This window comes from Sphingopyxis sp. C-1 (assembly GCF_001047015.1).
Taxonomy (GTDB): Bacteria; Pseudomonadota; Alphaproteobacteria; order Sphingomonadales; family Sphingomonadaceae; genus Sphingopyxis.
This window is the reverse complement of sequence record NZ_BBRO01000001.1, coordinates 1,619,472-1,640,372: the sequence shown is the minus strand read 5'-3', so window position 1 is coordinate 1,640,372 and position 20,901 is coordinate 1,619,472. Positions and strand designations below refer to the sequence as shown.

22 protein-coding genes and 2 pseudogenes are annotated in these 20,901 nt (G+C 63.6%); 16 read left to right on the top strand and 8 right to left on the bottom strand.

Going from position 1 to position 20,901, the window contains the following annotated elements:
• Positions 1-274 precede the first annotated feature (274 nt).
• Both SC1_RS07565 and SC1_RS07560 read left to right on the top strand, forming a co-directional pair.
• Positions 275-1,435 carry an aminotransferase class I/II-fold pyridoxal phosphate-dependent enzyme gene (locus tag SC1_RS07565; RefSeq protein ID WP_062179613.1) on the top strand — a complete coding sequence of 387 codons (1,161 nt, stop codon included), beginning with the start codon at positions 275-277 and terminating at the stop codon, positions 1,433-1,435.
• 334 nt (positions 1,436-1,769) lie between these two features.
• Positions 1,770-2,669, top strand: coding sequence for an energy transducer TonB (locus tag SC1_RS07560; protein WP_083435739.1), 900 nt, complete (start codon positions 1,770-1,772; stop codon positions 2,667-2,669).
• 175 nt (positions 2,670-2,844) lie between these two features.
• On the opposite strand, the gene SC1_RS07555 is transcribed toward SC1_RS07560, so the two are convergent.
• The 6 genes and pseudogenes from SC1_RS07555 to SC1_RS22630 form a co-directional block, all read right to left on the bottom strand.
• Entirely contained in the window at positions 2,845-4,356 is a 1,512-nt protein-coding gene (locus tag SC1_RS07555; RefSeq protein ID WP_193749129.1) for a serine hydrolase, read from the bottom strand.
• 877 nt (positions 4,357-5,233) lie between these two features.
• On the bottom strand, positions 5,234-5,440 hold the full coding sequence (locus SC1_RS21535) for an AlpA family transcriptional regulator (protein WP_082395575.1): 207 nt from the start codon (positions 5,438-5,440) through the stop codon (positions 5,234-5,236).
• Positions 5,437-5,661 (bottom strand): DUF2274 domain-containing protein, encoded by a 225-nt coding sequence (locus SC1_RS07550; RefSeq protein WP_054727774.1) that lies wholly within the window; start codon positions 5,659-5,661, stop codon positions 5,437-5,439. Before SC1_RS07550 ends, SC1_RS21535 begins: the two co-directional genes overlap by 4 nt.
• Positions 5,661-6,896 (bottom strand): TrbI/VirB10 family protein, encoded by a 1,236-nt coding sequence (locus tag SC1_RS07545; protein WP_370568720.1) that lies wholly within the window; start codon positions 6,894-6,896, stop codon positions 5,661-5,663. The genes SC1_RS07550 and SC1_RS07545 overlap by 1 nt, the downstream gene beginning before the upstream one ends.
• A pseudogene (locus SC1_RS07540) lies at positions 6,893-7,360 on the bottom strand (TrbG/VirB9 family P-type conjugative transfer protein); the annotation flags it as partial. The gene SC1_RS07545 and the pseudogene SC1_RS07540, both read right to left, overlap by 4 nt.
• Before the next feature lie 9 nt (positions 7,361-7,369).
• Positions 7,370-7,489 (bottom strand): annotated as a pseudogene (locus tag SC1_RS22630) (DUF736 family protein); the annotation flags it as partial.
• Between the two features lie 464 nt (positions 7,490-7,953).
• On the opposite strand from SC1_RS22630, the gene SC1_RS07535 reads away from it, so the two are divergent.
• The 6 genes from SC1_RS07535 (at position 7,954) to SC1_RS07510 (ending at position 16,080) form a co-directional block, all read left to right on the top strand.
• On the top strand, positions 7,954-8,685 hold the full coding sequence (locus SC1_RS07535) for an ImuA family protein (protein WP_054727824.1): 732 nt from the start codon (positions 7,954-7,956) through the stop codon (positions 8,683-8,685).
• Positions 8,606-10,153: a DUF6504 family protein gene (locus SC1_RS07530; protein WP_062179604.1), complete on the top strand. Its 1,548-nt coding sequence runs from the start codon at positions 8,606-8,608 to the stop codon at positions 10,151-10,153. The genes SC1_RS07535 and SC1_RS07530 overlap by 80 nt, the downstream gene beginning before the upstream one ends.
• 94 nt (positions 10,154-10,247) lie before the next feature.
• Entirely contained in the window at positions 10,248-13,568 is a 3,321-nt protein-coding gene (locus SC1_RS07525; protein ID WP_062179601.1) for an error-prone DNA polymerase, read from the top strand.
• Between the two features lie 113 nt (positions 13,569-13,681).
• Positions 13,682-14,125 (top strand): glycine zipper 2TM domain-containing protein, encoded by a 444-nt coding sequence (locus tag SC1_RS07520; protein ID WP_062183763.1) that lies wholly within the window; start codon positions 13,682-13,684, stop codon positions 14,123-14,125.
• 265 nt (positions 14,126-14,390) lie between these two features.
• Positions 14,391-15,515, top strand: coding sequence for a GGDEF domain-containing protein (locus tag SC1_RS07515; protein ID WP_062179597.1), 1,125 nt, complete (start codon positions 14,391-14,393; stop codon positions 15,513-15,515).
• 91 nt (positions 15,516-15,606) lie between these two features.
• Entirely contained in the window at positions 15,607-16,080 is a 474-nt protein-coding gene (locus tag SC1_RS07510) for a hypothetical protein (protein WP_062179594.1), read from the top strand.
• 28 nt (positions 16,081-16,108) lie between these two features.
• On the opposite strand, the gene SC1_RS07505 is transcribed toward SC1_RS07510, so the two are convergent.
• Entirely contained in the window at positions 16,109-16,444 is a 336-nt protein-coding gene (locus SC1_RS07505) for a hypothetical protein (RefSeq protein ID WP_238586614.1), read from the bottom strand.
• A gap of 106 nt (positions 16,445-16,550) precedes the next feature.
• Positions 16,551-16,721: a DUF1328 domain-containing protein gene (locus SC1_RS21530; RefSeq protein ID WP_077029184.1), complete on the bottom strand. Its 171-nt coding sequence runs from the start codon at positions 16,719-16,721 to the stop codon at positions 16,551-16,553.
• A gap of 373 nt (positions 16,722-17,094) precedes the next feature.
• On the opposite strand from SC1_RS21530, the gene SC1_RS07500 reads away from it, so the two are divergent.
• The 8 genes from SC1_RS07500 to SC1_RS07465 all read left to right on the top strand — a co-directional run bounded on the left by SC1_RS07500 (position 17,095) and on the right by SC1_RS07465 (position 20,893).
• Positions 17,095-17,277 carry a DUF3606 domain-containing protein gene (locus tag SC1_RS07500; protein ID WP_062179587.1) on the top strand — a complete coding sequence of 61 codons (183 nt, stop codon included), beginning with the start codon at positions 17,095-17,097 and terminating at the stop codon, positions 17,275-17,277.
• On the top strand, positions 17,274-17,540 hold the full coding sequence (locus SC1_RS07495) for a hypothetical protein (RefSeq protein ID WP_062179584.1): 267 nt from the start codon (positions 17,274-17,276) through the stop codon (positions 17,538-17,540). Before SC1_RS07500 ends, SC1_RS07495 begins: the two co-directional genes overlap by 4 nt.
• Positions 17,541-17,582: 42 nt before the next feature.
• Positions 17,583-18,203 (top strand): TIGR02281 family clan AA aspartic protease, encoded by a 621-nt coding sequence (locus SC1_RS07490; RefSeq protein ID WP_062179581.1) that lies wholly within the window; start codon positions 17,583-17,585, stop codon positions 18,201-18,203.
• A 75-nt stretch (positions 18,204-18,278) separates the two neighbouring features.
• Positions 18,279-18,722, top strand: a complete 444-nt coding sequence (locus SC1_RS07485) for a hypothetical protein (RefSeq protein ID WP_062179578.1) — start codon at positions 18,279-18,281, stop codon at positions 18,720-18,722.
• A gap of 10 nt (positions 18,723-18,732) precedes the next feature.
• Positions 18,733-19,392 carry an SOS response-associated peptidase family protein gene (locus SC1_RS07480; protein WP_062179575.1) on the top strand — a complete coding sequence of 220 codons (660 nt, stop codon included), beginning with the start codon at positions 18,733-18,735 and terminating at the stop codon, positions 19,390-19,392.
• A gap of 60 nt (positions 19,393-19,452) precedes the next feature.
• The gene (locus SC1_RS07475; protein ID WP_062179572.1) at positions 19,453-20,127 is read left to right on the top strand and encodes an SOS response-associated peptidase; all 675 of its coding nucleotides are present in this window, start codon (positions 19,453-19,455) and stop codon (positions 20,125-20,127) included.
• A complete protein-coding gene (locus SC1_RS07470) occupies positions 20,127-20,306 on the top strand; it encodes a hypothetical protein (RefSeq protein WP_062179569.1) in 180 nt (59 codons plus the stop codon). The genes SC1_RS07475 and SC1_RS07470 overlap by 1 nt, the downstream gene beginning before the upstream one ends.
• A complete protein-coding gene (locus SC1_RS07465) occupies positions 20,303-20,893 on the top strand; it encodes an alpha-ketoglutarate-dependent dioxygenase AlkB (protein ID WP_062179566.1) in 591 nt (196 codons plus the stop codon). Before SC1_RS07470 ends, SC1_RS07465 begins: the two co-directional genes overlap by 4 nt.
• Positions 20,894-20,901: the final 8 nt, after the last annotated feature.

The following is a 20,901-nucleotide window of genomic DNA, read 5'->3' as shown; positions in this document are numbered from 1 at the left end:
TGCACATGTGGACGTTCGGGAGTCAGTGCCGGAGAGAATTGAAAATTATCAGTGTTTCGTGACGATAGCCAACGTCCGCGCGATGCGTTCCCAGGTGCAGGAGGTCGTGGCGCAGCATGTCGTGAAGACTGCCGCGTGAACTGTTGGTGTGCTCCTAGGCACTGTCGCTCAGGCATGTACAAGAATGCCGGCAAAAGAAGCTGCGTTGGACAATCGCACGGGTGTCCCTATCAGTCCGGCGCGACGTGTTGGTCGATATTATGTGGAGTTTACCATGCCGGTCGAAATCGATCCCTTTCATGCCATCACGATCAGCCGTCTTGCGCATCGGATGCGCGCCGAGGGACGGTCGGTGATCCATATGGAGTTCGGTCAACCCTCGACCGGCGCTCCCGCGGCGGCGATCGAGGCGGCACACCATATTCTCGATACCGACGGCATGGGCTATTGGGAAAGTCCGGAACTGAAGGCACGTATCGCGGCGCACTATGAAGAAACCTATGGGGTCGGCGTCGAACCCGAACAGGTCATCCTCACCTGCGGCGCGTCACCGGCGCTGGTCCTTGCGCTCTCCTGCCTGTTTTCCCCCGGCGCCCGGGTTGCGCTGGCGCGCCCCGGCTATGTTGCCTATCGCAATACGCTGAAAGCCCTTCATCTGGAGCCGGTCGAGCTCGCCTGCGGCGAAGCCGAACGGTTCCAGATCACGGCCGAAGCGGTCGAACGGCTTGAGCCCGCGCCCGATGGGCTGATCGTCGCGAGCCCGGCCAACCCCACCGGCACGATCATTCCGCCGGAGGAATTGCGGGCTTTGGCGGAGGTCTGCGAACGCCGCGGCATTGCCCTTGTCTCGGACGAAATCTATCACGGGCTAAGCTATACCCGTCCCGCTGAAACTATGCTGAAGCACTCGCCCGATGCGCTGATCGTCAACAGCTTTTCGAAATATTTCAGCATGGCGGGCTGGCGCCTCGGTTGGCTCGTCGTTCCCGAGAAGCTGATCGACGCGGCGCGTGCCCGCATGGGCAATTTGTTCCTGACGCCGCCCTCTCTCGCTCAGCATGCCGGCCTGATCGCGTTCGACTGCCGCGAGGAGCTCGAAGGTCATATCCAAACCTATGCGCGCAATCGCGAACTCTTACTCAAAGCGCTTCCCAAAATGGGGCTTCGGCGGATCGCTCCGCCCGATGGCGCTTTCTATATCTACGCCGATGTCGGCCATTTGACGGATGACAGCCTCGCCTTCTGCGAAGCCTTACTGCGCGACACGGGCGTGGCGGTGGCGCCCGGGCTGGATTTCGATCCGGTCGATGGCAAGGCTTTCATCCGCCTCAGCTTCGCGGTCTCCACCGACCTGGTCGAGGAGGCGATACGGCGCATTGAACCATGGCTGACTGCCCAAAAGGCGGCCGGAGCGGCTATCCCGCTCGCTGGATGAGACTTTTAAGCAATCGTGTAGCAGCAACCGAATGACATTGGCCATTCGCGGTCTGGCAGCTTTTGGCGCGACAATAGCGAAAGCCGACGTAGGTCGATCTCCTGATGAGCGGCGGCTTAAATCGGCTGGTCGCGGCAGCTTCCAAGACAGGTGGGTCTGAAAACGGCAGCCTTACCAAGGGCCACGTAACTATTGAATGATGACAAAATCACGATTCCGAAAAAATGGCGCGGCCGCATTAGTTAAGCGAAAGTATTTTATAGAATAATACCGAAAATGGGCTATCCAAGTCGCAATCCTCCTCAGCTCGGCGGATGCTTGATGAGGTTAGTTCATGTGGCACTTTTCAACTTTAACCGGTTTCCTAGCTTTGGCCTTCATGCCGCAAGCTTACGCAGCAGAGCCGATGCGCCTCCAGCCGTCGTCAAACTGGCACGTCAACTATGCCGACGACAGTTGCCGGCTGGCGCGTTCATTCGGTAGTGGCGAAGAAGAGGTGACGCTTGTCCTCGACCGATTTCGGCCGGGCCCGAGAGTCCATATGACACTTGTCGGTAGTCCGGTCGACGTGCGTAGCGATGTACGCAGAATCGTTCTTCGCTTCGGTCCGAACGATGCCGAATTCGAGAAAAGGTTTGCACCCGGCACCCTCGACAACGGAAAGGCCGCGATCGTCGTCGGCGGGAACGTGTGGATCACGGGCTATGATGCCAAAGAGGCGGCTCTGGAAGATGAGGGAGAGCCAAATAGGCGACGGCCCATCGATCCCGCGCTCTACTCCGCGATCCAATTTCTCGAACTGCGCATTGCTGGCAAGCGGTCGGTTGTACTCGAAACCGGATCAATGTTGGCCGCCGAACAGGCGCTGACAGCCTGCAACGACGATTTGCTTCGCGGTTGGGGCATCGATGCCGAGGTAGACAAGAGGCTGTCGCGCCGCGTCACGCCTAACGGCGACCCCCGCAAATGGTTGAGGAGCAGCGATTATCCGTCTCGGATGAGGTTCCTTGGCTACCAAGGGCTGGTACATTTCCGATTGATTGTCGATGAACGGGGAATCCCTCAGAGCTGCCATATCCAGCTCTCGACTCGGCCGAAGGACTTCGACGACGCGGTGTGCAACAAGATCATGGCACGCGCCCGGTTCCAGCCGGCGCTCGACGCGGACGGAAAGCCGGTCGCCTCCTATTATACCAACAGCGCTCACTTCGCCATTCCCACACGCTCGTGGTAACAGTGGGTGACGGGACTCACGAAAATTGGAAACGTTCCGCTTCTTAGGCTCCAACGAATTGAATGAACGCAGGAAGCTCAGGTCGCAGCTTCCCGGCCAATAGCGACCAGCTTATTGGCTTCGGACTTCATAAGCTGTCCATCGACGGTGGAAGATGCGCACCCTTCAAGAACACCTATTCGCGCGCAAATTTGTCGCCACCGAGTTCCAGAGTGGCGATCTCTCCATCCGGGGCAAAGGTGAACCCGACGGGGGTTTGGCCGATTATGCTCATCTGGCCAGGACTATCCCACTGTGCCTTGAACATATCGTTGCGATCATGGTTGAGCATCGCCGTTGCCTGCGGACGTGCTAGCTTGAGCTTGCCGTCGGCCAGCGTGATCGAGATCTTACCGAGCAAGTCGCTCGAATAGGTGCCGACATAGCGACCGAGCGGCAGTCGCGCGGGCGCAATCGCCTCTGGACCCGACATCGCCGCTGCCTTTTCTCGCGCAATTCGGACCGCGTCATCATTCTCCTGCTTCATGGCGGCGCTGTGATCGGTCGCAGGCCCGCCAAGGAACGCATCAAGCACTCGCAATTCGACGGCCGCAGCCAGCTTTGTGCGCAGGCCGTTGGTCAGCACGACTATGCCGAGCTTCCTTTCAGGTATCATTGCAACCATGCTCTGCATCCCGTCGATCGCCCCGGAATGCTGGACAATCTTTTGACCGCGATATTCCTGCACGCCCCAGCCAAGGCCGTATTCACTGAACTTGAAAAGCGGGTCGGCTCGTCCGCGCGGGACGATCTGACCGCTATGCATTTCCGCCAGCGTCGTGGGGGCGATCAGCCGCTTGCCCTCGAAAGTGCCGCCACCTAATTGCAGGCGCAGCCACTGCGCCATGTCGCGAGCGCTGGAGTTGATCACCCCGGCGCCGCCGACATTGTCGATCATGCGATATTCGACCGGTATCATCCTGCCTTCGAGCAGCACATGCGGCGTTGCGACATTGTTCATCGCTTTGAGAGCGGTAATACTGGTGCTGGTCCGGCGCATTCCCAGCGGCTCGAATATGCGGCGGGTAATGAATTGGTCAAAGCTGGCGCCGCTCACTGCGGTGACGATCTCGCCCGCAACGATGAACATCTCATTCTGATACTGAAACTGGTTGCGAAAACCGAGCGTCTCGGCCTGAAAGCGTAGCCGCCGGATGATTTCCTGACGGTCGAACCCCGATCCATACCAGAGGCTGCCGTTGGTAACGACGCCGGTGCGATGCGACAGCAGATCGCGTACGGTCACGTGGCGGGTGACATAGGGGTCCTGAAGTTCGAACGACGGCATATAATCGTGCACCGCGCCGTCCCACTCGATCTTCTTCTCATCGACGAGCATGCCGAGCGCCGCGGCAGTGAAAGCCTTGGTCGCGGATCCGATCGCAAAGACGGTATCGGCATCGACCTTGCCCGGCTTGCCATCCTCGCGGACACCGAAACCTCTGGAATATATAATTTGGTCATCCTTGACGATCGCGATGGACAGGCCCGGCACTTGCCAAGTCTGCCGGGCGCCCTCGATATATGCGTCGAGCCCTATGAGCGCTTCCGGCGTCGCCGGCGATATCACCGGCGCTGGAGTGGGCGTCTCGGCCAAAGCCGGAGCGAAGACCTGACCGGCGAACAGGGCCAGGCTCGCGCTAGACACGACAAAATGCCTCAATCGTTTATTCGAGACCACGCTGTATGCCCCTCCGCAAGAAATTTCTATTTTGAAAATATTTTCTGATATGAGCATAATTGCCCCGAACAGAAATTGTCAACGGCCTGTCGTTCTGACCGTAGAGCGATGCGCGCCCCAGATCGAAGGCGTGTCGGCGACCGAATTTCTGGACACGGCCCACCCCGAACTTCGCTCCGCTCGGTGACACGACGAAAAAAGGCCCTCGCCATTGCCACGGCGACCCGGCCGATCTTCCAATTTTGCCGTCGCTGCAGTTAGGTTTGGAATGATCAGTTTTTTCCCACATTTCCTCCCTCAGGAGGAATTTGACACGTCCGGATCGGCATGGACTGGCGGACACGGATCACCTGAAAGCAGCGCAAGCGCTTGGCCTTCTGTCGATGCTCTCGGTTGTGTGGGGAAAACCCCTGGTGGCAGGGCTTGTATCGAACCTTAGATTTACTACCTGATTTATCAGTATTTTAGGTCGTCAAGAGGGCTTGATTCCCCCACATTTTCCCCCACACATTTCTTCAGCTGGCGAAAAAAATTCGAACGAACGTTTTTCATATAGCCGATCGTGTCGAAGATTTTGGTCGCGATGGATCGCCCTTTGAGAGGAGAATAAGGGTCCCCATGCCGTGGTGAGAGGAAGCGGATCAAAGCCACAGCAACATGATGTACCGCACGAAGCTGAACATCGGCTTAGGCCATCGCCGGACGCGGGATTTCTGAGGTCGAAATCTGCAGGAGTGTGGCTTGACCTGTGGTGGCGAAGCGAGTGCGGTCGTGCAAACAATGGTATCACGGGTGGCCGGGCGAAATGTCGCTCGCAGTCAGATCGGCGGAAAAGGACGATCCCTTACCCCGTAATGTCGGTTCGATAAGAGGGTGGGTCTGCAATCCATCGATCAAGTTGCGACTCTCGCCAGCCGACGGCAGTTTTGCTCAAGCGGATCTGGCTCGGAAAAGTGCCGTCGGCGATCTTCTCGTAGATCGTTGATCGCGAGAGCCCGGTGCGCGAAATTACAGTTGCGAGGCGAACAAGTCGGTCGGGGCGGTCGCTCATGGCTTCCTCCGGCGCTGCTTGCTAAACTCCCGATCGCTCCCAATAAAGCGTTCGATCATAGGAGGAATGAGCCGCTCGGGCGGGATCGCCTCGGGCAATCCGTTCAACTTGGCATGGACAGCACCATAATCTTGAAGGTCGCGCACGAGAGCGCCCGGGAGCTCAATCGTAAGTTTGACGGGCTTCTCTTCAATGATCGGGCCAAGGCGAAGCTTGCTCATCACCTACGCTCGCTGTTCTCAAAAACGAGATCCCGCGTCACGATGACGCGAAAGACGAAGCCGGGGCGCACCGTGAGCGTCGGCGCCATGGAAATCTCTCGCTCGACAACTCGCCGTCCCGCTTCATTCGTGCCGTCCTGCAGGCCGGACCGAAGCGCTCGGACAAGATCGCCCTCGCCGCTCGCCGCCAATTCTGTACCGACTCCGAGTAGCGACGAAACCAAGGCGGCGCGCAGCATGCGTCCCCAGTGACTGTTCACGCGATCCTCGAGTCCTGCATAGCCGGCCGCATCGGCACCCGGCTGGCGATCGAGGCGAATAGATCGTCCTCCGGGTAAAATGAGCCGATCCCAAGCCAGAAGTACCCGGCGCTGACCTGCCGCGACCTCGCTGTCATATTCGCCGATCAATCGGGCGCCCTGCGGAACCAGCAACAAGCGTCCCGTAGGGCTATCGTAGATATTCTGCGTGACCTGCGCAGTGATCTGGCCGGGCAGGTCCGAGCGGATACCAGTGATCAACGCTGCCGGGATAACGGTTCCTGCCTGAATGACTGCGGCCGAGCTCGGCGCAACAATGCGCTCACCGCTTTCGGCCCCACCACGCGGGCCTCCGGCGAGAAAAGCCTGCCGGCCCGTTTTTGCACCTTCTGGTACGTTTGCGGCCTGAGCTTGCGAAGACAGCGCCTCGGCTGCAGTCGTTCCGGACATCGCACCGCCGGTTCCCCCCAAGAAGAGCCGACTGCCTTGGGCGGCTTCACGCTCCTGCATAGCGCGCAGTCTTGCCTGTTTACGTGCCGATTGCGCGGGGTCGGCTGGCGGCGGCCCCATTGCGGGCACGGGCATCGGCTCGCCCGCCTTCTGCGCCGATACGATCGGTCGGCCTAAATCGCCCGGCAGGGGCGGACCGAGTTTCGGGACGGCGCCATAATCGGCCGGGGCGCCGGTCACAGTCTCGGAACGGTTCGGCACCGCGACCTCGTAAAGTTCCTGCGCGGCTTTGGGATCGACTGGCCGCAGCGCCCAGAGCAAGGCGCCCCCGATTGCGATTCCTGCGGCCCCGCCCAGCACGGCGAGCGTCTTTCGCGACAAGCGCATCACGTTCGGCAGCTCGCCCTCGAGACGAAAGCCGTCGGGACTGGGCGGCGCCATCGCCGCCGCCTCCGCTTCGGGAGCCGCGGGGCTCGCTTCCGTCGTATCGAGCGGATCCCCCGGCACGTCTTCGCGCCGGCTCACGGGCGGCCTCGCTCGACCGGCGTGTCGCGCGAGATGCGAACCTTCTTCGCCGCCTTACCTGCCCCGAGCCGTAGCTCGCCGCGTTCGAACAGCCGGTCGACGATCATGAAGCGGCCATCGACCCGGTAATTCAGGAGTTCGGCCGCCCCTTTCTCGCCGACCGCAAACAGCGGCGGCATTTCGCCGGTCGCAACCGAAGGGCCGAACTCGACGAAGAGCTGCCGGCCGTCGTCGAACGCGCGCAACGGTCGCCATGCGACCTTGTCGCCGCTGATCCGATACGCGAAGTTGAGCGACGGCAGGTCGATCCCGCCGGCGACCGGCGCGGCCCGCACACGCTCGGCTTCGGCGGCGCGAAGCGCGATCAGCTCGTCCCGCGGATAGCGCCACGAAACAGCGGCCATATAGGTCGATGGCGTCGCGCGAAGCTCGACGTGATAAGTCCTGCGGCTCGTGTTGATGACAGGCTCGCTTTCCTTCATCTTGCGGCCGTTCGGAACGATCGCGATCGGCACGGTGACCATCAAGGTCGCGAGCGTGCCCTCGTAGCTTCCGTCGTCCTTGAGGGTCAGATTTCCAATGGTGGTACCCATGTTCAGTCTCCTTTGATGCTCGGGGACCATCCCCGATGGCGCCAGAAGGAGGGGCCGTGAGCCGCCGTCACCGAGCGCATGCGAGGGCGAACCCCCGCAGGGGGTTGACGGCATTAGGCGAGCCGAGCCCCGCAATCAGGCAGCCAATGCGGGAAAGGTCCCATGCAACGGGAGACAATGGGCCTCAGCGGAATCATGACTCCGGACGCGAAAGCCAGGCTCGCGGCCGTCGCGATTGCCCCGCTCCGCGCTCCGTTGCCGCATCCCGGCGCAAGGGCCCGAACCTTCAGTATGCCCCGCCGCCGGCTCGTACCTCCCTCCGGCCGGCGGCGCCCCCGGCACCCTCGCTTTCCGGTCTTTCATCCACAGCGATGACACCGCTTCGCCGCAGCGCGCCTTGACGAACAGCGGGCAATGAGAACAAAGAAGGAACATAAGACCAGCTTACCGAGTTATCCGCACCTATGCGCCAGTCCGTCGTTCTTGAAGATATTCGCGCCAAAATTGCGCAAATCGAAGGCGTTGGCGCGCGTCATGACGTCATTCCGTTCGGGATCGATGATCTCGACTCGCGAATCCCGGCGCGCGGAATCGCGACGGGCGCGCTCCACGAGCTCGCCGGCAGCCCCGAACTGGCCGACGATGCGAGCGCCACGATCTTCCTCGCCGGCATCCTCGCGCGGAGCGACGGCCCGGTTTTCTGGTGCCTGCGCTGGCGCGATCTCTTCGCCCCCGCGCTTCATCTAGCCGGACTGCATCCCGACCGGCTCATTCATGTCGAAGCGGGCAGCGACACCAACGTCCTCCTCGCGATGGAGGAGTGCCTCCGCCATCCGGGGCTCGCCGGGGTCGTCGGCGAGGTCAAGAAGTACAGCACCACCGCGTCGAAGCGGCTGCAGCTCGCCGCCGAAGCCTCGGGCGTCCCCGCCTTCATCTTCCGCCGGGCCTGCAAGGCCGGCGAGCCTGCCGAAGGCAGCGCCGCTTTGACCCGCTGGCGCATCACCGCGAGTCCGACCGAGGATCTCGGCATCCCCGCGATCGGACGCGCGCGCTGGCGCGTCGCGCTCGAGCGCGCGCGCGGGGGCAATCCCTACAACTGGATCGTGGAGGGCTGCGATGCGACGGGTCGTATCGCTCTTCCTGCCGCACTGGTCGACCGACCGGCTGCGCAGGAAGATGCGCAAGCCGCAGCCTGACGGCAGCGCCCCGCCCCGCCCGCTCGTTACCGCGATTCCCGACCATGGCCGGCGTATCGTCGCGGCGACGTGCCGCGAGGCGCAAATGCTTGGCATCCAGACAGGCATGACGATCACGAAAGCGCGGGCTTTCGCGCCCGAGCTGGATGTCGTCGACGCCGAGCCCGAGGCTGATCTCGACGGGTTGCGTCGCCTCGCCCTCTGGGCAGGTGCACGCTATTCGCCGGTTGTCGCGCCTGATCCGCCCGACGGGCTCTGGCTCGACATCACGGGCTGCGCGGCCATCTTCAGCAGCGAGCGAGCCTTGCTCAAGGATCTTCACCGCCGCGTCGCGGCCTTCGGTCTCAGCCTGCAAATTGCGGTCGCGGACACGGCCGGCTGCGCGCATGCGGCCGCCCGCCATGTCCCCGCCGGGCGGCCTGTCACGGTTGAACCCGGAGCGCACCGTAAGGCGATCGCGCTCCTACCCGTCTCAGCGCTCCGCCTGCCGTCCGCCGATGTCGAAGGCCTTCGCAAATTGGGCTTCGAGCGGATCGAGCAGCTGATCGGGAGCCCACGCGGTCCGCTCGCGAAACGGTTCGGGCGCGAACTGCATCGCCGGCTCGACCAGGCACTCGGCACGCTGCCGGAGCCGATCGAACCGCTCTTCCCCGAAGAGCTGCCGCAGGCGAGGCGCGGCTTCATGGAGCCGCTCGCGACGGCGGACGCCTTGGCGCAGGTGATCGGCGACCTTGCGCACGATATCGCGGGCCAGCTCAACCGCGCGGGAACGGGCGCGCGGCGCCTCGACTGCTATTTCCACCGCGTCGACGGGCAGACGCAGGCCACCCGTGTCGGAACCGCCTCGCCCTCGCGCGATCCCCGGCATCTTGCGAAGCTGCTCGCCGCGCGGATCGAGAGCATCGATCCCGGTCTCGGGATCGAGGCGATGACCCTCGTCGCCGCGCTCGCCGAGCGGCAGCCAGGGAGCCAGGCCGACGCGCTCGAAAATATCGGACGGCGCGGACCCGATCTTCCCGCGCTGGTCGACACGCTCGCCAATCGCTTCGGGCAGCGCGCGCTCCAGCGCGCGGCGCCGCGACCGAGCGCGATGCCCGAGCGCTCGGTTGCTGCCCTCCCCGCGCTCGCGCCCGAGACAGGCGAGAGCTGGAGCGACTGGCCGCGGCCGTCGCGCATGCTAGCGCGGCCCGAACCAGTCGATGTCGTCGCCTTGCTCCCCGACGATGCGCCGCGCCTCTTCATCTGGCGCCGTAAACGCTACCGGGTCACCCAAGGCGATGGACCCGAGCGGCTCCAAGGCGAATGGTGGCGCGAGGGCGGGATCGAAGGCGAAACCCACCTCACCGTCCGCGACTATTATCAGGTCGAGACCGAGACGGGCGGCCGTTACTGGCTCTTCCGCCTCGGCGACGGGGTCAATCCCGCAACCGGTTCGATGCGCTGGTTTATTCACGGAGCATTCGCTTGAGAATGCGACCGGTAGCGAACCGCATTCGCTTGAGACTGCCACCGGTGTTTAACTGCATTTGCGTGATGCGGCCATCAAGCAGCGTTGCTTTCGCATGACCGATGACGGGGCGGCCTATATCGAGCTGCAGGTCACGACGCATTTCAGCTTCCTGCGCGGGGCCTCGTCGCCCGAGGAGCTCTTCACCGCCGCTGCCATGCTCGGACTGCCCGCGCTCGGCGTCGCCGACCGGCACAGCGTCGCCGGGATCGTGCGCGCGTGGGACGCCGAGAAGGTTACCGGCGTTCGCGCGTTGACCGGCACGCGCCTCAATCTTGCCGATGGCACGGCACTTCTCGTCTATCCAACCGACAAGATGGCCTATGGGCGGATGTGCCGGCTGCTCAGCGTCGGAAAGACGCGCGCCGGCAAGGGCGCCTGCCATCTCGACTGGCCCGATCTCGAGGACTGGAACGAGGGTCTGCTTGCGATCCTGCTTCCCGACCGCGCCGATGGCGCAGCCGAGGCGGCGATCGCCCGCGCCAGTCGCATCTTCGGCGATCGCCTCTATCTCGCACTCACGATCCGGCGCCGCCCCGGCGACGCGATCAGGCTGCGCGATCTCGCAGCCTTGGCCGCCAAAGCGAAAGTGCCGACGCTCGCAACGGGCGACGTCCTCTATCACATGCCCGACCGGCGCCTGCTGCAGGATGTCGTCACCTGCATCCGGGAGAAATGCACGATCGACGAGCTTGGTGATCGCCGCGAGCGCTTCGCCGACCGCCACATCAAGACGGCGGCCGAGATGGAGCGCCTGTTCCGCCGCTACCTCAAGGACAGCTCGCCGGTCGCCCGCACGGTCGATTTCGCGGCGCGCTGCACCTTCAGTCTCGAAGAACTGCGTTACCAATATCCCGACGAGATCCAGGTTCCTGGACGCACCCCGCAGGAGGAGCTTGAGCGGCTGACATGGGAGAAGGCTCCCGTCCGCTACCCCGAAGGCGTCAGCACCGAGGTCCGCACTCAGCTCGAGCATGAGCTGCGATTGATCGGAGAACTCGATTACGCCCCCTATTTCCTGACGGTTCACTCGATCGTCGCCGAAGCCCGCCGCCGCGAGATTCTCTGCCAAGGCCGCGGCAGCGCGGCGAACAGCGCGGTCTGTTACGTCCTTGGTATCACTTCGATCGATCCGGTGCGGTCCGAACTCCTGTTCGAACGCTTCGTCAGCGCCGAGCGCCGGGAGCCGCCCGATATCGATGTCGACTTCGAGCATGAGCGGCGCGAGGAAATCATCCAGTGGATCTACGAGACCTATGGCCGGACCCGCAGCGCGCTGACCGCAGTCGTCACGCGTTATCGTTCGCGCGGCGCCGTCCGCGAAGTCGGCAAGGCGCTCGGGCTTAGCGAAGACATCACCGCGGGGCTCGCCGGCGCGGTCTGGGGTTACAGCCGCGAGGGCGTCGAGGAAAAGCATGCCGAAGCGCTGAACCTCGACCTCGGGGACAAGCGCCTCGCGCTGACGCTCGAGCTCGCGCGCACGCTCATCAACACGCCCCGCCACCTTTCGCAGCACCCCGGCGGCTTCGTGCTGACGCGCGACCGGCTAGACGAACTCGTGCCAATCGAGCCCGCCGCGATGGAAGACCGGCAGGTCATCGAATGGGACAAGGACGACATCGACGCCCTCGGTTTCATGAAGGTCGACATCCTTGCTTTGGGGATGCTGAGCTGCATGCGCCGTACCTTCGAATTCCTGCACGATCACAAAGGACTGAAGCACGATCTTTCCACCATTCCCGCGGAAGATCCCGCGACCTATGCGATGATCCGCAAAGCCGACACGCTGGGCGTTTTCCAGATCGAGAGCCGCGCCCAGATGGCGTCGATCCCGCTCATGGCGCCGCGCACCTTCTACGATCTCGTCATTCAGGTCGCGATCGTCCGGCCGGGCCCGATCCAGGGCGACATGGTCCATCCCTATCGCCGCCGCCGAAACGGACAGGAGGAGGTGACTTACCCGACCCCCGAACTCAGGCGCGTGCTTGAGAAGACGCTGGGGGTCCCGCTCTTCCAGGAGCAGGCGATGCGCGTCGCGATCGAATGCGCCGGCTTCACCCCGAGCGAGGCCGATCTCCTCCGCCGCGCGATGGCGACCTTCAAACTCACCGGCGGGGTCAGCCATTTCCGCGACAAGCTGATCGATGGCATGGTCGGCCGCGGCTACGACCGCGAGTTTGCCGAAAAGACCTTCAAGCAGATCGAGGGTTTCGGCTCCTACGGCTTTCCCGAAAGCCACGCCGCGAGCTTCGCGCTCATCGCCTATGCCTCGTCGTGGATGAAATGCCATCATCCCGACGCATTCTGCGCCGCGCTGCTCAACGCCCAGCCGATGGGTTTTTACGCGCCCGCGCAGATCGTCCGCGATGCCCGCAATCATGGCGTCGAGATCAGGCCCATCGATGTCAATCACAGCCGCTGGGACTGCACACTCGAAGAAGCGGCCAACGGCAAATATCATGCGGTGCGCCTGGGTCTGCGCATGGTCCGCGGTCTCGCCAATGAGGATGGCGCCGCGGTCGCCACGGCCCGTGCCGGCGAGCCCTATAGCAGCGCCGAGGAAATCCAGCGCCGCGCCGGGGTCGGGCGCGGCGCGCTCGACCGGATCGGCGACGCGGACGGCTTCGCCTCGCTCGGAAGCTCGCGCCGGGAAGGGCTATGGGAAGTGAAGGGCCTCGGACCTGCCGCCCTTCCCCTCTTTCAGGCTGCCGACGAACGCGCCGGACGTCTCCAGCGCGAAGCGCTGGAACCCGAAACGCTGCTCGCGCCGATGGGCGAAGGCGCCGAGGTCGTCGAGGACTATAGAGCGTCCGGTCTGTCACTCAGGGCCCATCCCCTCGCCTTCCTGCGCGACGAGCTTCGCTCGCGAAAGATCATCACGTGCCGGGAGCTTCACGGCATCAAGGACGGCCGCTGGGTCAACCTCGCCGGGGTCGTTCTCGTCCGCCAGAAGCCGGGCTCGGCAAAGGGCGTCATGTTCATCACCCTCGAAGACGAGACCGAGGTCGCGAACCTCGTCGTGTGGACCAATGTCTTCGAGAAATATCGCCCCGTGGTCCTCGGCGCCGCGATGATGGGTGTGCGCGGTCAGGTTCAGCGCGAGGGCGAGGTCATCCATATCGTCGCGCAAAGGCTCGACGACCTCTCCCCGCTGCTCGCGAGCGTCGGGCAGCGCAAGGACATCGCCGATATCTACAAGGTAGGCCGCGCCGACGTCGTCAAGAGCCCCGTGGGTCCCGACCCGCGCGATCCGGAGACGAAGCCGCTCGGCCGCAATCCGCGCGACATCTATATTCCCGACCTCCGCCTCGGGTCCGGTATCATTCCCGGCCAACCCACCGAGGGCATCAAGATCAAGCCACGGGATTTCCGTTAGCTTTCAAATGGCAGGCGGCGGAACTCGACATGGTTTCAGGGGTCTAGATCATGAGGGGCCAGCGCATGCCCCGCCAAGGTCGGCCAGGCACGCAACCAAATGGAGTGATGCCGATGAACCGCCTGATGATCCTTCCCCTCGCAGCCGCAACCGCCATGGTAAGTGCCTGCGCCTCCACGGGCAGCAGCTACGCCTATGACGACGGCGGCTATGGCTATTATGATCGTGCCTATTACGACCAATATGGCCGCTACGACTATGACCGCCCCGATCCGCGCTACAGCGGCTATTATGCGGAGAATTACTATCGCAACGACCGACGCTATCGCGAACGCCGCCTCAACGACAACGACCGGATCTATCGCGGGCGCGACAATAAATATTACTGCCGCCGAAACGACGGGTCGACCGGACTGATCGTCGGCGGGATCGCCGGCGGCGTGCTCGGTAACGTCATCGCCGACGGCAGGTCGGAAACGCTGGGCACCGTGATCGGTGCCATCGGCGGCGCAGCCGTCGGGCGCGAAATCGATCGCAGCAATGTGCGCTGCCGATAGTCGCAAAATAATCGACGGCCGTTGGAACGATCTGGCGGTCAGCGCGTATCTACTTTGCAAGCTCGGGTCTCAGGACCCGACTTCAGGAAAGCCCCGCAGCCTTGTGCAGCGGGGCTTTACCTTTTTGGGCGTCGGATGCGCCCCACTTCCAACTTTGTTAACGCTCGGGGTCTAGGCTGAGCGTGCGGGATTTCAGGAGGTTCGGCCGTCCGCAGGTGGAACCGGTCCTCCCGGTGGGCGGTAATTCTCGGCAAGGAGCTGAGCGATGTCGACCCCGGTCAAATATTCACCCGATGCGATCGAGATCGAGCTGATCCGAAGTCTCTACGATGGCCTGCTGCCCTCGCTCGTGATGTCGCTCGGCTTTCTCATCTGCGGGGCGCTGATCATCGAACAATCGGGCGACATGCTGATCGCGGGACCCTATGCGATCGGCGTCCTCGCCTCGATCGCCCGGCTCCTCGTCGCCTCGTGCGACGCAGCTGCCGCGGATAATCCCGCGATCACACTCGGTGAGGCCCGCCGGCTCGAGCGCCGCTATGCGGCGAGCTATATCGTCTTTGCAGCCATGCTCGGCTTCTTCGCGGCGCGCGCGCTTGCCCTCCCCGATCCAGCCATCGACAAGCTCGCGATCTGTCTCGTCATCGGCTATGCGGCGGGCGTCGCGGCGGGGACGAGCCTTCGCCCGCGCATCGCCATCGCCGCGCTCCTTCTCGCCGTCATGCCGCCGGTCGTCACGATGCTCGTTGCCGGAAAGCCACTCCACATCGCGACCGCGCTGATGACCGCCGCTTTCCTAGCGGGCGGTATCTTCAGCTTGCGCAAACGACACGCCCGCGCCCTCGACGACATTGGCCGGCGGCTCACCTTCGCCTCGCTCGCGCGAAGCGACGGGCTCACGGACTTGCCCAACCGGCTGGCGCTGCGCGAATGGTTCGACCGTCATGTACGCGCCGCTAAGCTCCGCCCGATCGCACTACACTGCCTCGACCTCAACGGCTTCAAACCTGTGAACGACAGCTTCGGCCATCCCGTCGGCGACGCGTTGCTCACCGCGGTCGCGAGAAGAATTTCGGGAACCTTGCGCGAAGGCGACATTGCCGCGCGGCTGGGAGGCGACGAGTTCGTGATCATCCAGCTTCAGATCGGCAATCCTGACGAGGCCTATATGCTCGCGGAACGCGTCGCAGCCTCGATCGCGCGTCCCTTTGCCGTCGGAAGCCATGATATCCGCGTCTCGGCGTCGATCGGTTACATCGTCTGCGACGACCTGTCGCGCGACCTTGAACAACTGATCAGCCTCGCCGACGAGGCGCTCTACACCGCAAAGCGAAGCGGCCGCGGCATATGCCGATATCAGGACGCTGCCGAGGTACAGGCAGCGGCTTAAAAACGGCCAGGGAGCAGCAACATCCGTTCACGTCGCGCGTTGGTGCTGCGAGGGGGATCGAGGATGAATGATGCCCCGTATTCTATTGCTCATGACGTCCGTCCTCGCAATCGGTGCCGCCACCCTTTCGCTCCAGTCCTGCGGCAGCGAACCGGTTGAGGCCGCACCGCCGGAAGCAGCGACGAGCGCGCTCGTCACGCTTCCCGATGGATCGACGATGGCGGCAGCATCCGGATCGCTCACGCGCGAGATGGCCGATTGGCTTGCATCGCGCGATGGCCAAAGCGAGACATTCACTTTTCATGGCTTCGACGAAGACAGGCCCAAATTGACGAGCATCGGTCTCGGCCGAGCCGCGGACCTCGCCACCGTCCTTCGCGCGGCTCCGGCCGCGACAATCGAAATAGCCGGCGACGAAGCCCAGATTAGCCTTCTCGCCCATTTGCTCGAGGATCGCGGCATTGCATCCGAACGGATGAAGATCGTCCCGGCGGCCGGAATCGGAACGGCGATGCTGACGCTCCATCGCGGCTCCATGTCTCCGCTGATGACGGCAAAGTCCTGAACCTCTATGAGGTGAATGAAGGCCAGCTTTAGCCTGCCAAGTCCTCGAACCACCGCGCGTAGGGCGTGTTGACTGCCATATGCCGGTTATAGTCCAGGGCTCCATCGTCCCACCACACCGGTCCGCGCTCGCCAAGCGCGCGTTTCGACCGATCGATCGCCGAGCGGGCCCGCCGAAGCGCGACGCCATCCCTTGCTGCGAGCGCCGTTCGCACGTTCCGCCGGGCAGTCATTAGTTCGGAAACAAGTCGCTCGCGCTGGCCAGGCTCAAGCGCCGGGTTCGACATACGCCAAAGGCGGCCGCGAATGACGAAATAGCGGCCGTCGGGGGTGACTTGGATTGTGTCGGGCCGCTGCTCAGACACGGCCGAAAAAGGAAGGCGATATAGTCGTGTGCCGGCGACCGAGGGGTTTGTGATCGCCGGCACCCGTGAGGATGGCAAAGTCGGAAACTTCGGCCATCCCGGAAACTCAGGGCAATGTGCGGCGTCCGCGCCCGAAAACGAAGGCGACGATGAAGAGGACAACGCCGATCACGAGTAAAATCTTCGCAAAGTCGGCCGAAAGGCCGGCGATGCCGCCGAAGCCGAGAAGCGCCGCGACGAGCGCGACGACGGCAAAGATGATAGCCCATCTGAACATGATAAATCTCCCGTCTGGACGCAGTCCGCCAGTCGCCCGACCGCGCGAGCGGGGGACGGTGAAAGCTGCGCCGATTCATCCGTGGTGGATGTCCGGGTAACGCTGGCTCGTTTAGAAAGTTCCGCGCCGAGCGCGCCTCCGCATCCCCGGAATAACCTGTGTTAATCCGAAAAATTTTCTCGGGAACGCTTGCCGCCATCGGTGCGTCATTCGAGGTTGAGATGCCTTCGGCTGAACCGGCGGGAAAGGCCTATCGAAGGCAAGGTACCGACAGGATCGCGGTACAGACGGGCGCGGATATTCTGCGCCTTCTGGGCCGGGCCGCAGCTCCCGCGCGGCCCGGCTTCGCGGGCCCCTTACGCAGGAGATCATGATGGCGGACGACAAGAAGCTGACGGGCGCCCCCGATCGCGATCGGATCAGCCTTTCCGAGGACCATGAGATCCGCGACTGTACAGAGAGCCTCGGCGTGGGCGAGAATGAACTACGCGAGGCTGTCGATGCGATTGGCAACAGCGCAGACGCGGTCCGCGCCTACCTGAACACCGGCCGATGACCTGGGACGCCGCTGCAACGGCGCCGGTCGAACGGATTGCCCGGGTCCTTGCCGGCCATGAGCTCAGCCGGAACGGCGAAGGCGAACTGGAATCGGCGGCCGCTGCGGTCGATGTACTCTGGCCCGATTACACGGCCGCGGCGCTCGCCATCCTCAAGACGATGCGGGAGCCGAGCGGGCGCATGCTGGCGGTCGGAGATGCCGGAGTGTGGGAACGCATGATCGCCGCGGCGATCGACGACGAGACAATCTCGGAGAGCTGATCGTTCAGCCGCCCGACATTAGCCCAGCGCTACAGGGCTGAGATGCCCCTCACCACCGATCTCCCTTGGGAACAGCTCGCGATCTATGCGGCGGGCGCCGCACTGGTCCTGATCCTTCTGTTCAAAATTCCCTATGTCGGCCGCGTGCTGCGCGGCCTCTTGTGGTTCGCGCTTCTCGCCTTCGCGATCTTCCTCATTCTTCAGCAGGCCCCCTTCGATCCGAACCTCAGCCGTCTCACCTCTGCGATCGGTCTCGATCGACAGCAGGTGGTCGGCAGCGAGGTGCGCATTCCGATGGGGCGGGACGGACATTTCTGGGTCGATGCCGAAATCAACGGCATCAAGCGAAGGATGCTCGTCGACAGCGGCGCCACCGTGACCGCGCTATCGCAGGAGACCGCCCGCGCAGCCGGGGTCGAGGCCGATGCAACGCTGCTGCCGCTCCTGATGCAGACCGCGAACGGGACGGTGCGGGCCGAGGCCGGAACGGTCGATGCGCTCGCGGTCGGCGCCATCGAGGTACAGCGGCTGAAGGTCGTGATCTCACCCGCGCTCGGCAATACGGATGTGCTCGGCATGAATTTCCTGTCGCAGCTCGCCGCCTGGCGCGTCGAGGGCCGCACGCTCTTCCTTGTTCCTCAACCCGCCGACGTCGACCCCTAATCGACACGGCACGGATTCGCCTTTGTTCCATTTTTGTTCTATGTTCCGTGACCGACTCGCAACGAAAGACCGGCCATGGGTGACGTAATCCCGTTCGACAGATCCGAAGGTGACGACCGCATCGGCGGCCATGCTGCCGCCAATGATTTTTTCGCACCCGGCGGTTTTCTCGCCGCGATCAATGCGGTCCATATCACCGGCGCGCATCTCGCGCGCGCGATCGAGACGATCCGGCATCTTGTGGTGAAGAGCCCCAGCGACATTGCGGAGCATGGCCGTCTGCTTGAGCGCTTCGCGCGCGAGCAGGGACTCGGTGATCACGGCGGCGCCGCGCTCCACGCGCGCGCAATCGCCCTCGATCGCTGGGCGCAGGAATTCGACCCGTTCGGCGAGAGCGACATCAGCGGCTTCTACGCCGCCGGCGGCAGCGCCCCGCTCGTCGAAACCGAGATCGGTCTCGGATTCGAGCCGGCGAGCTTTGCGGAACAAGTCCAAAAATGGACGAAGATTTTCGCCTGAAGCCCGAGAGATGAGCCGCCTCTACACCCTTGCCGCCACGGCTTCGGACGTCGCCGATCATTTCGGCGCCGGCGGCTTTACCGATATCGCCGTTCACTCGGAGACGATCGAGGCCCTCCCCGGCCTCGTCGTCCACGAAACGAACGGCCGGCGGCACCTTCGCCAGATGCTCTGGGGCTTCCCGCGCCTCACCCGCGAGATGCGGCTGCGCGGCGATCCGCCGGGCCGCATCGGCCTCGTCGCCGATCTCACCAACCCGATGTGGGAAGGTCTCGTCGTCGAGCCCCGCTATCGCTGCCTCATTCCGCTGACGCACTTCGCGAACCCCAACGGCTCGCCGGGCGAGAAGACACGCAGTTGGTTCTCTGCCGAAGGCCAGCCGATCATGGCCTGGGCGGGCTTCGCCAAGAACACCCCCGAATTGGGTCCCGTTTACGCCGGCATGACGATGGACGCGAACGAGCTCGTGCATCCCACCAACGATCGCATGCCCGTCCTCCTCATGCCCCATGAATATGAACGCTGGCTCCACGGCTCGATCAAGGATGTCATCGGCTTCCAGTTTCGTCCGCCACCGCCCGCAGAAAATTTTGTCGCCGAGCATACCGACGATCTTTGGCGCAGCGGCAAATTGCCGCCGAGCGCGCGGCCCCAGCAAGCGCTGCTCTAGCAGAGCGCCGTTTCCCCCCATGCCCTTCCTTCCCGGCTCGATGCTGATAGACTGACGTCCATGTGCAATCTCTACACCGAGCGCAAAAGCGCGGCCGAGGTTGCGGCGCATTTCGGCGTCGACCTCCCCGTACCGGCGTTCAACAGCGCCGAGGATGTGTATCCCGGCTATTCGGGCATGGTCGTCCGCGAAGAGCAGGGAAAGCGCGTCCTGCGCTCGATGACCTGGGGTTTTCCGCGCCACTCCAAAAGCAAGAAGACGGGCCTGCCTAACAAGCCGAGCCCGACGAACAACGCACGCGACGATCAGCTCTTCAATCCTTATGGTATGTGGAGCCAATGGTTTGCCCAGCCGGCGCATCGCTGCCTGATCCCGTTCACCGCCTTTGCCGAAGCCGTCGGCGAAAAAGGCGCAATGACGAAGACCTGGGTCAGCGTCACCGATCAGCCGCTTGCGGCCTGGGCGGGACTATGGCGCCCCACCGACGAATGGGGCGACGCCTATACCGGCGTGATGGTGGACGCGACCGAGGAACTGCTCGATATCCACGACCGCATGCCGGTGATCCTCCGTCCCGAAGATCATGAGACTTGGCTGCACGCGCCCGCCGACGAAGCATTCGGGCTCGTGCGCAAATATCCGGGCGACCGCCTCGTTGCCGAGCATAGCAACGACCCCTGGAGCAACCGCGGCAGGACGTCGCCCCCGCTCCCCGATATGCCGACCCTGCTCTGATGCTCACCGAAGACCGCCATCTCTGGGCCTGCGCCCTCGCCGTCGAAAAGCAGCATGGAGCGGGCGCACCGCGCTTCGTCGCAGCGCGCATCGGTGCGCTCGCGCTCGCGGGGGATAATGCGGGCGTCGAGCGCTGGAAAGCGATCGCGGCGAAGCTGAACGCACTCGCAAGGACATGAAACACAACCCTGTCAGCAAAAGTGCCGCGGCGCAGGCCGATCTGTTTGGCCGTGCACTGCTTCCCGGTCTCGAAGCGGCCGAAGCCTTCGTCACGGAAGCCGAGGAAGCGGCGCTCATAGCCCATATCGAACATGCTGGGCTCGAGGCCTTCAAATTCCAGCAATGGGAGGGCAAACGCCTCACCCGCTCATTCGGATGGAGCTATGATTTCCAGACGGGGGTTTTCGCACGCGCCGCGCCGATCCCCGACTGGCTCGCGCCGATCGCCGCTCGCGCCGAGCGTTTTTCAGAACTTCCGCCGGGCGCCCTCGCGCAGGCGCTGCTGATTTCATACGGCCCCGGGGCCGGCATCGGCTGGCATAAAGACCGGCCCGTCTTCGAGCATGTCGTCGGCATTTCGCTGGGAGCAGAGGCGGCGATGCGCTTCCGGCGCCGCCGAGGAGACAAGTTCGACCGCTTTGCACTGCCGCTCGCGCCCCGCTCGATCTATCGTTTCACCGGCGAAGCGCGGCACGCGTGGGAACATAGCATCGCGCCGATCGAGACGGCGCGCTGGTCGATCACCTTCCGCAGCCTCGCGAGTTGATCGCGATA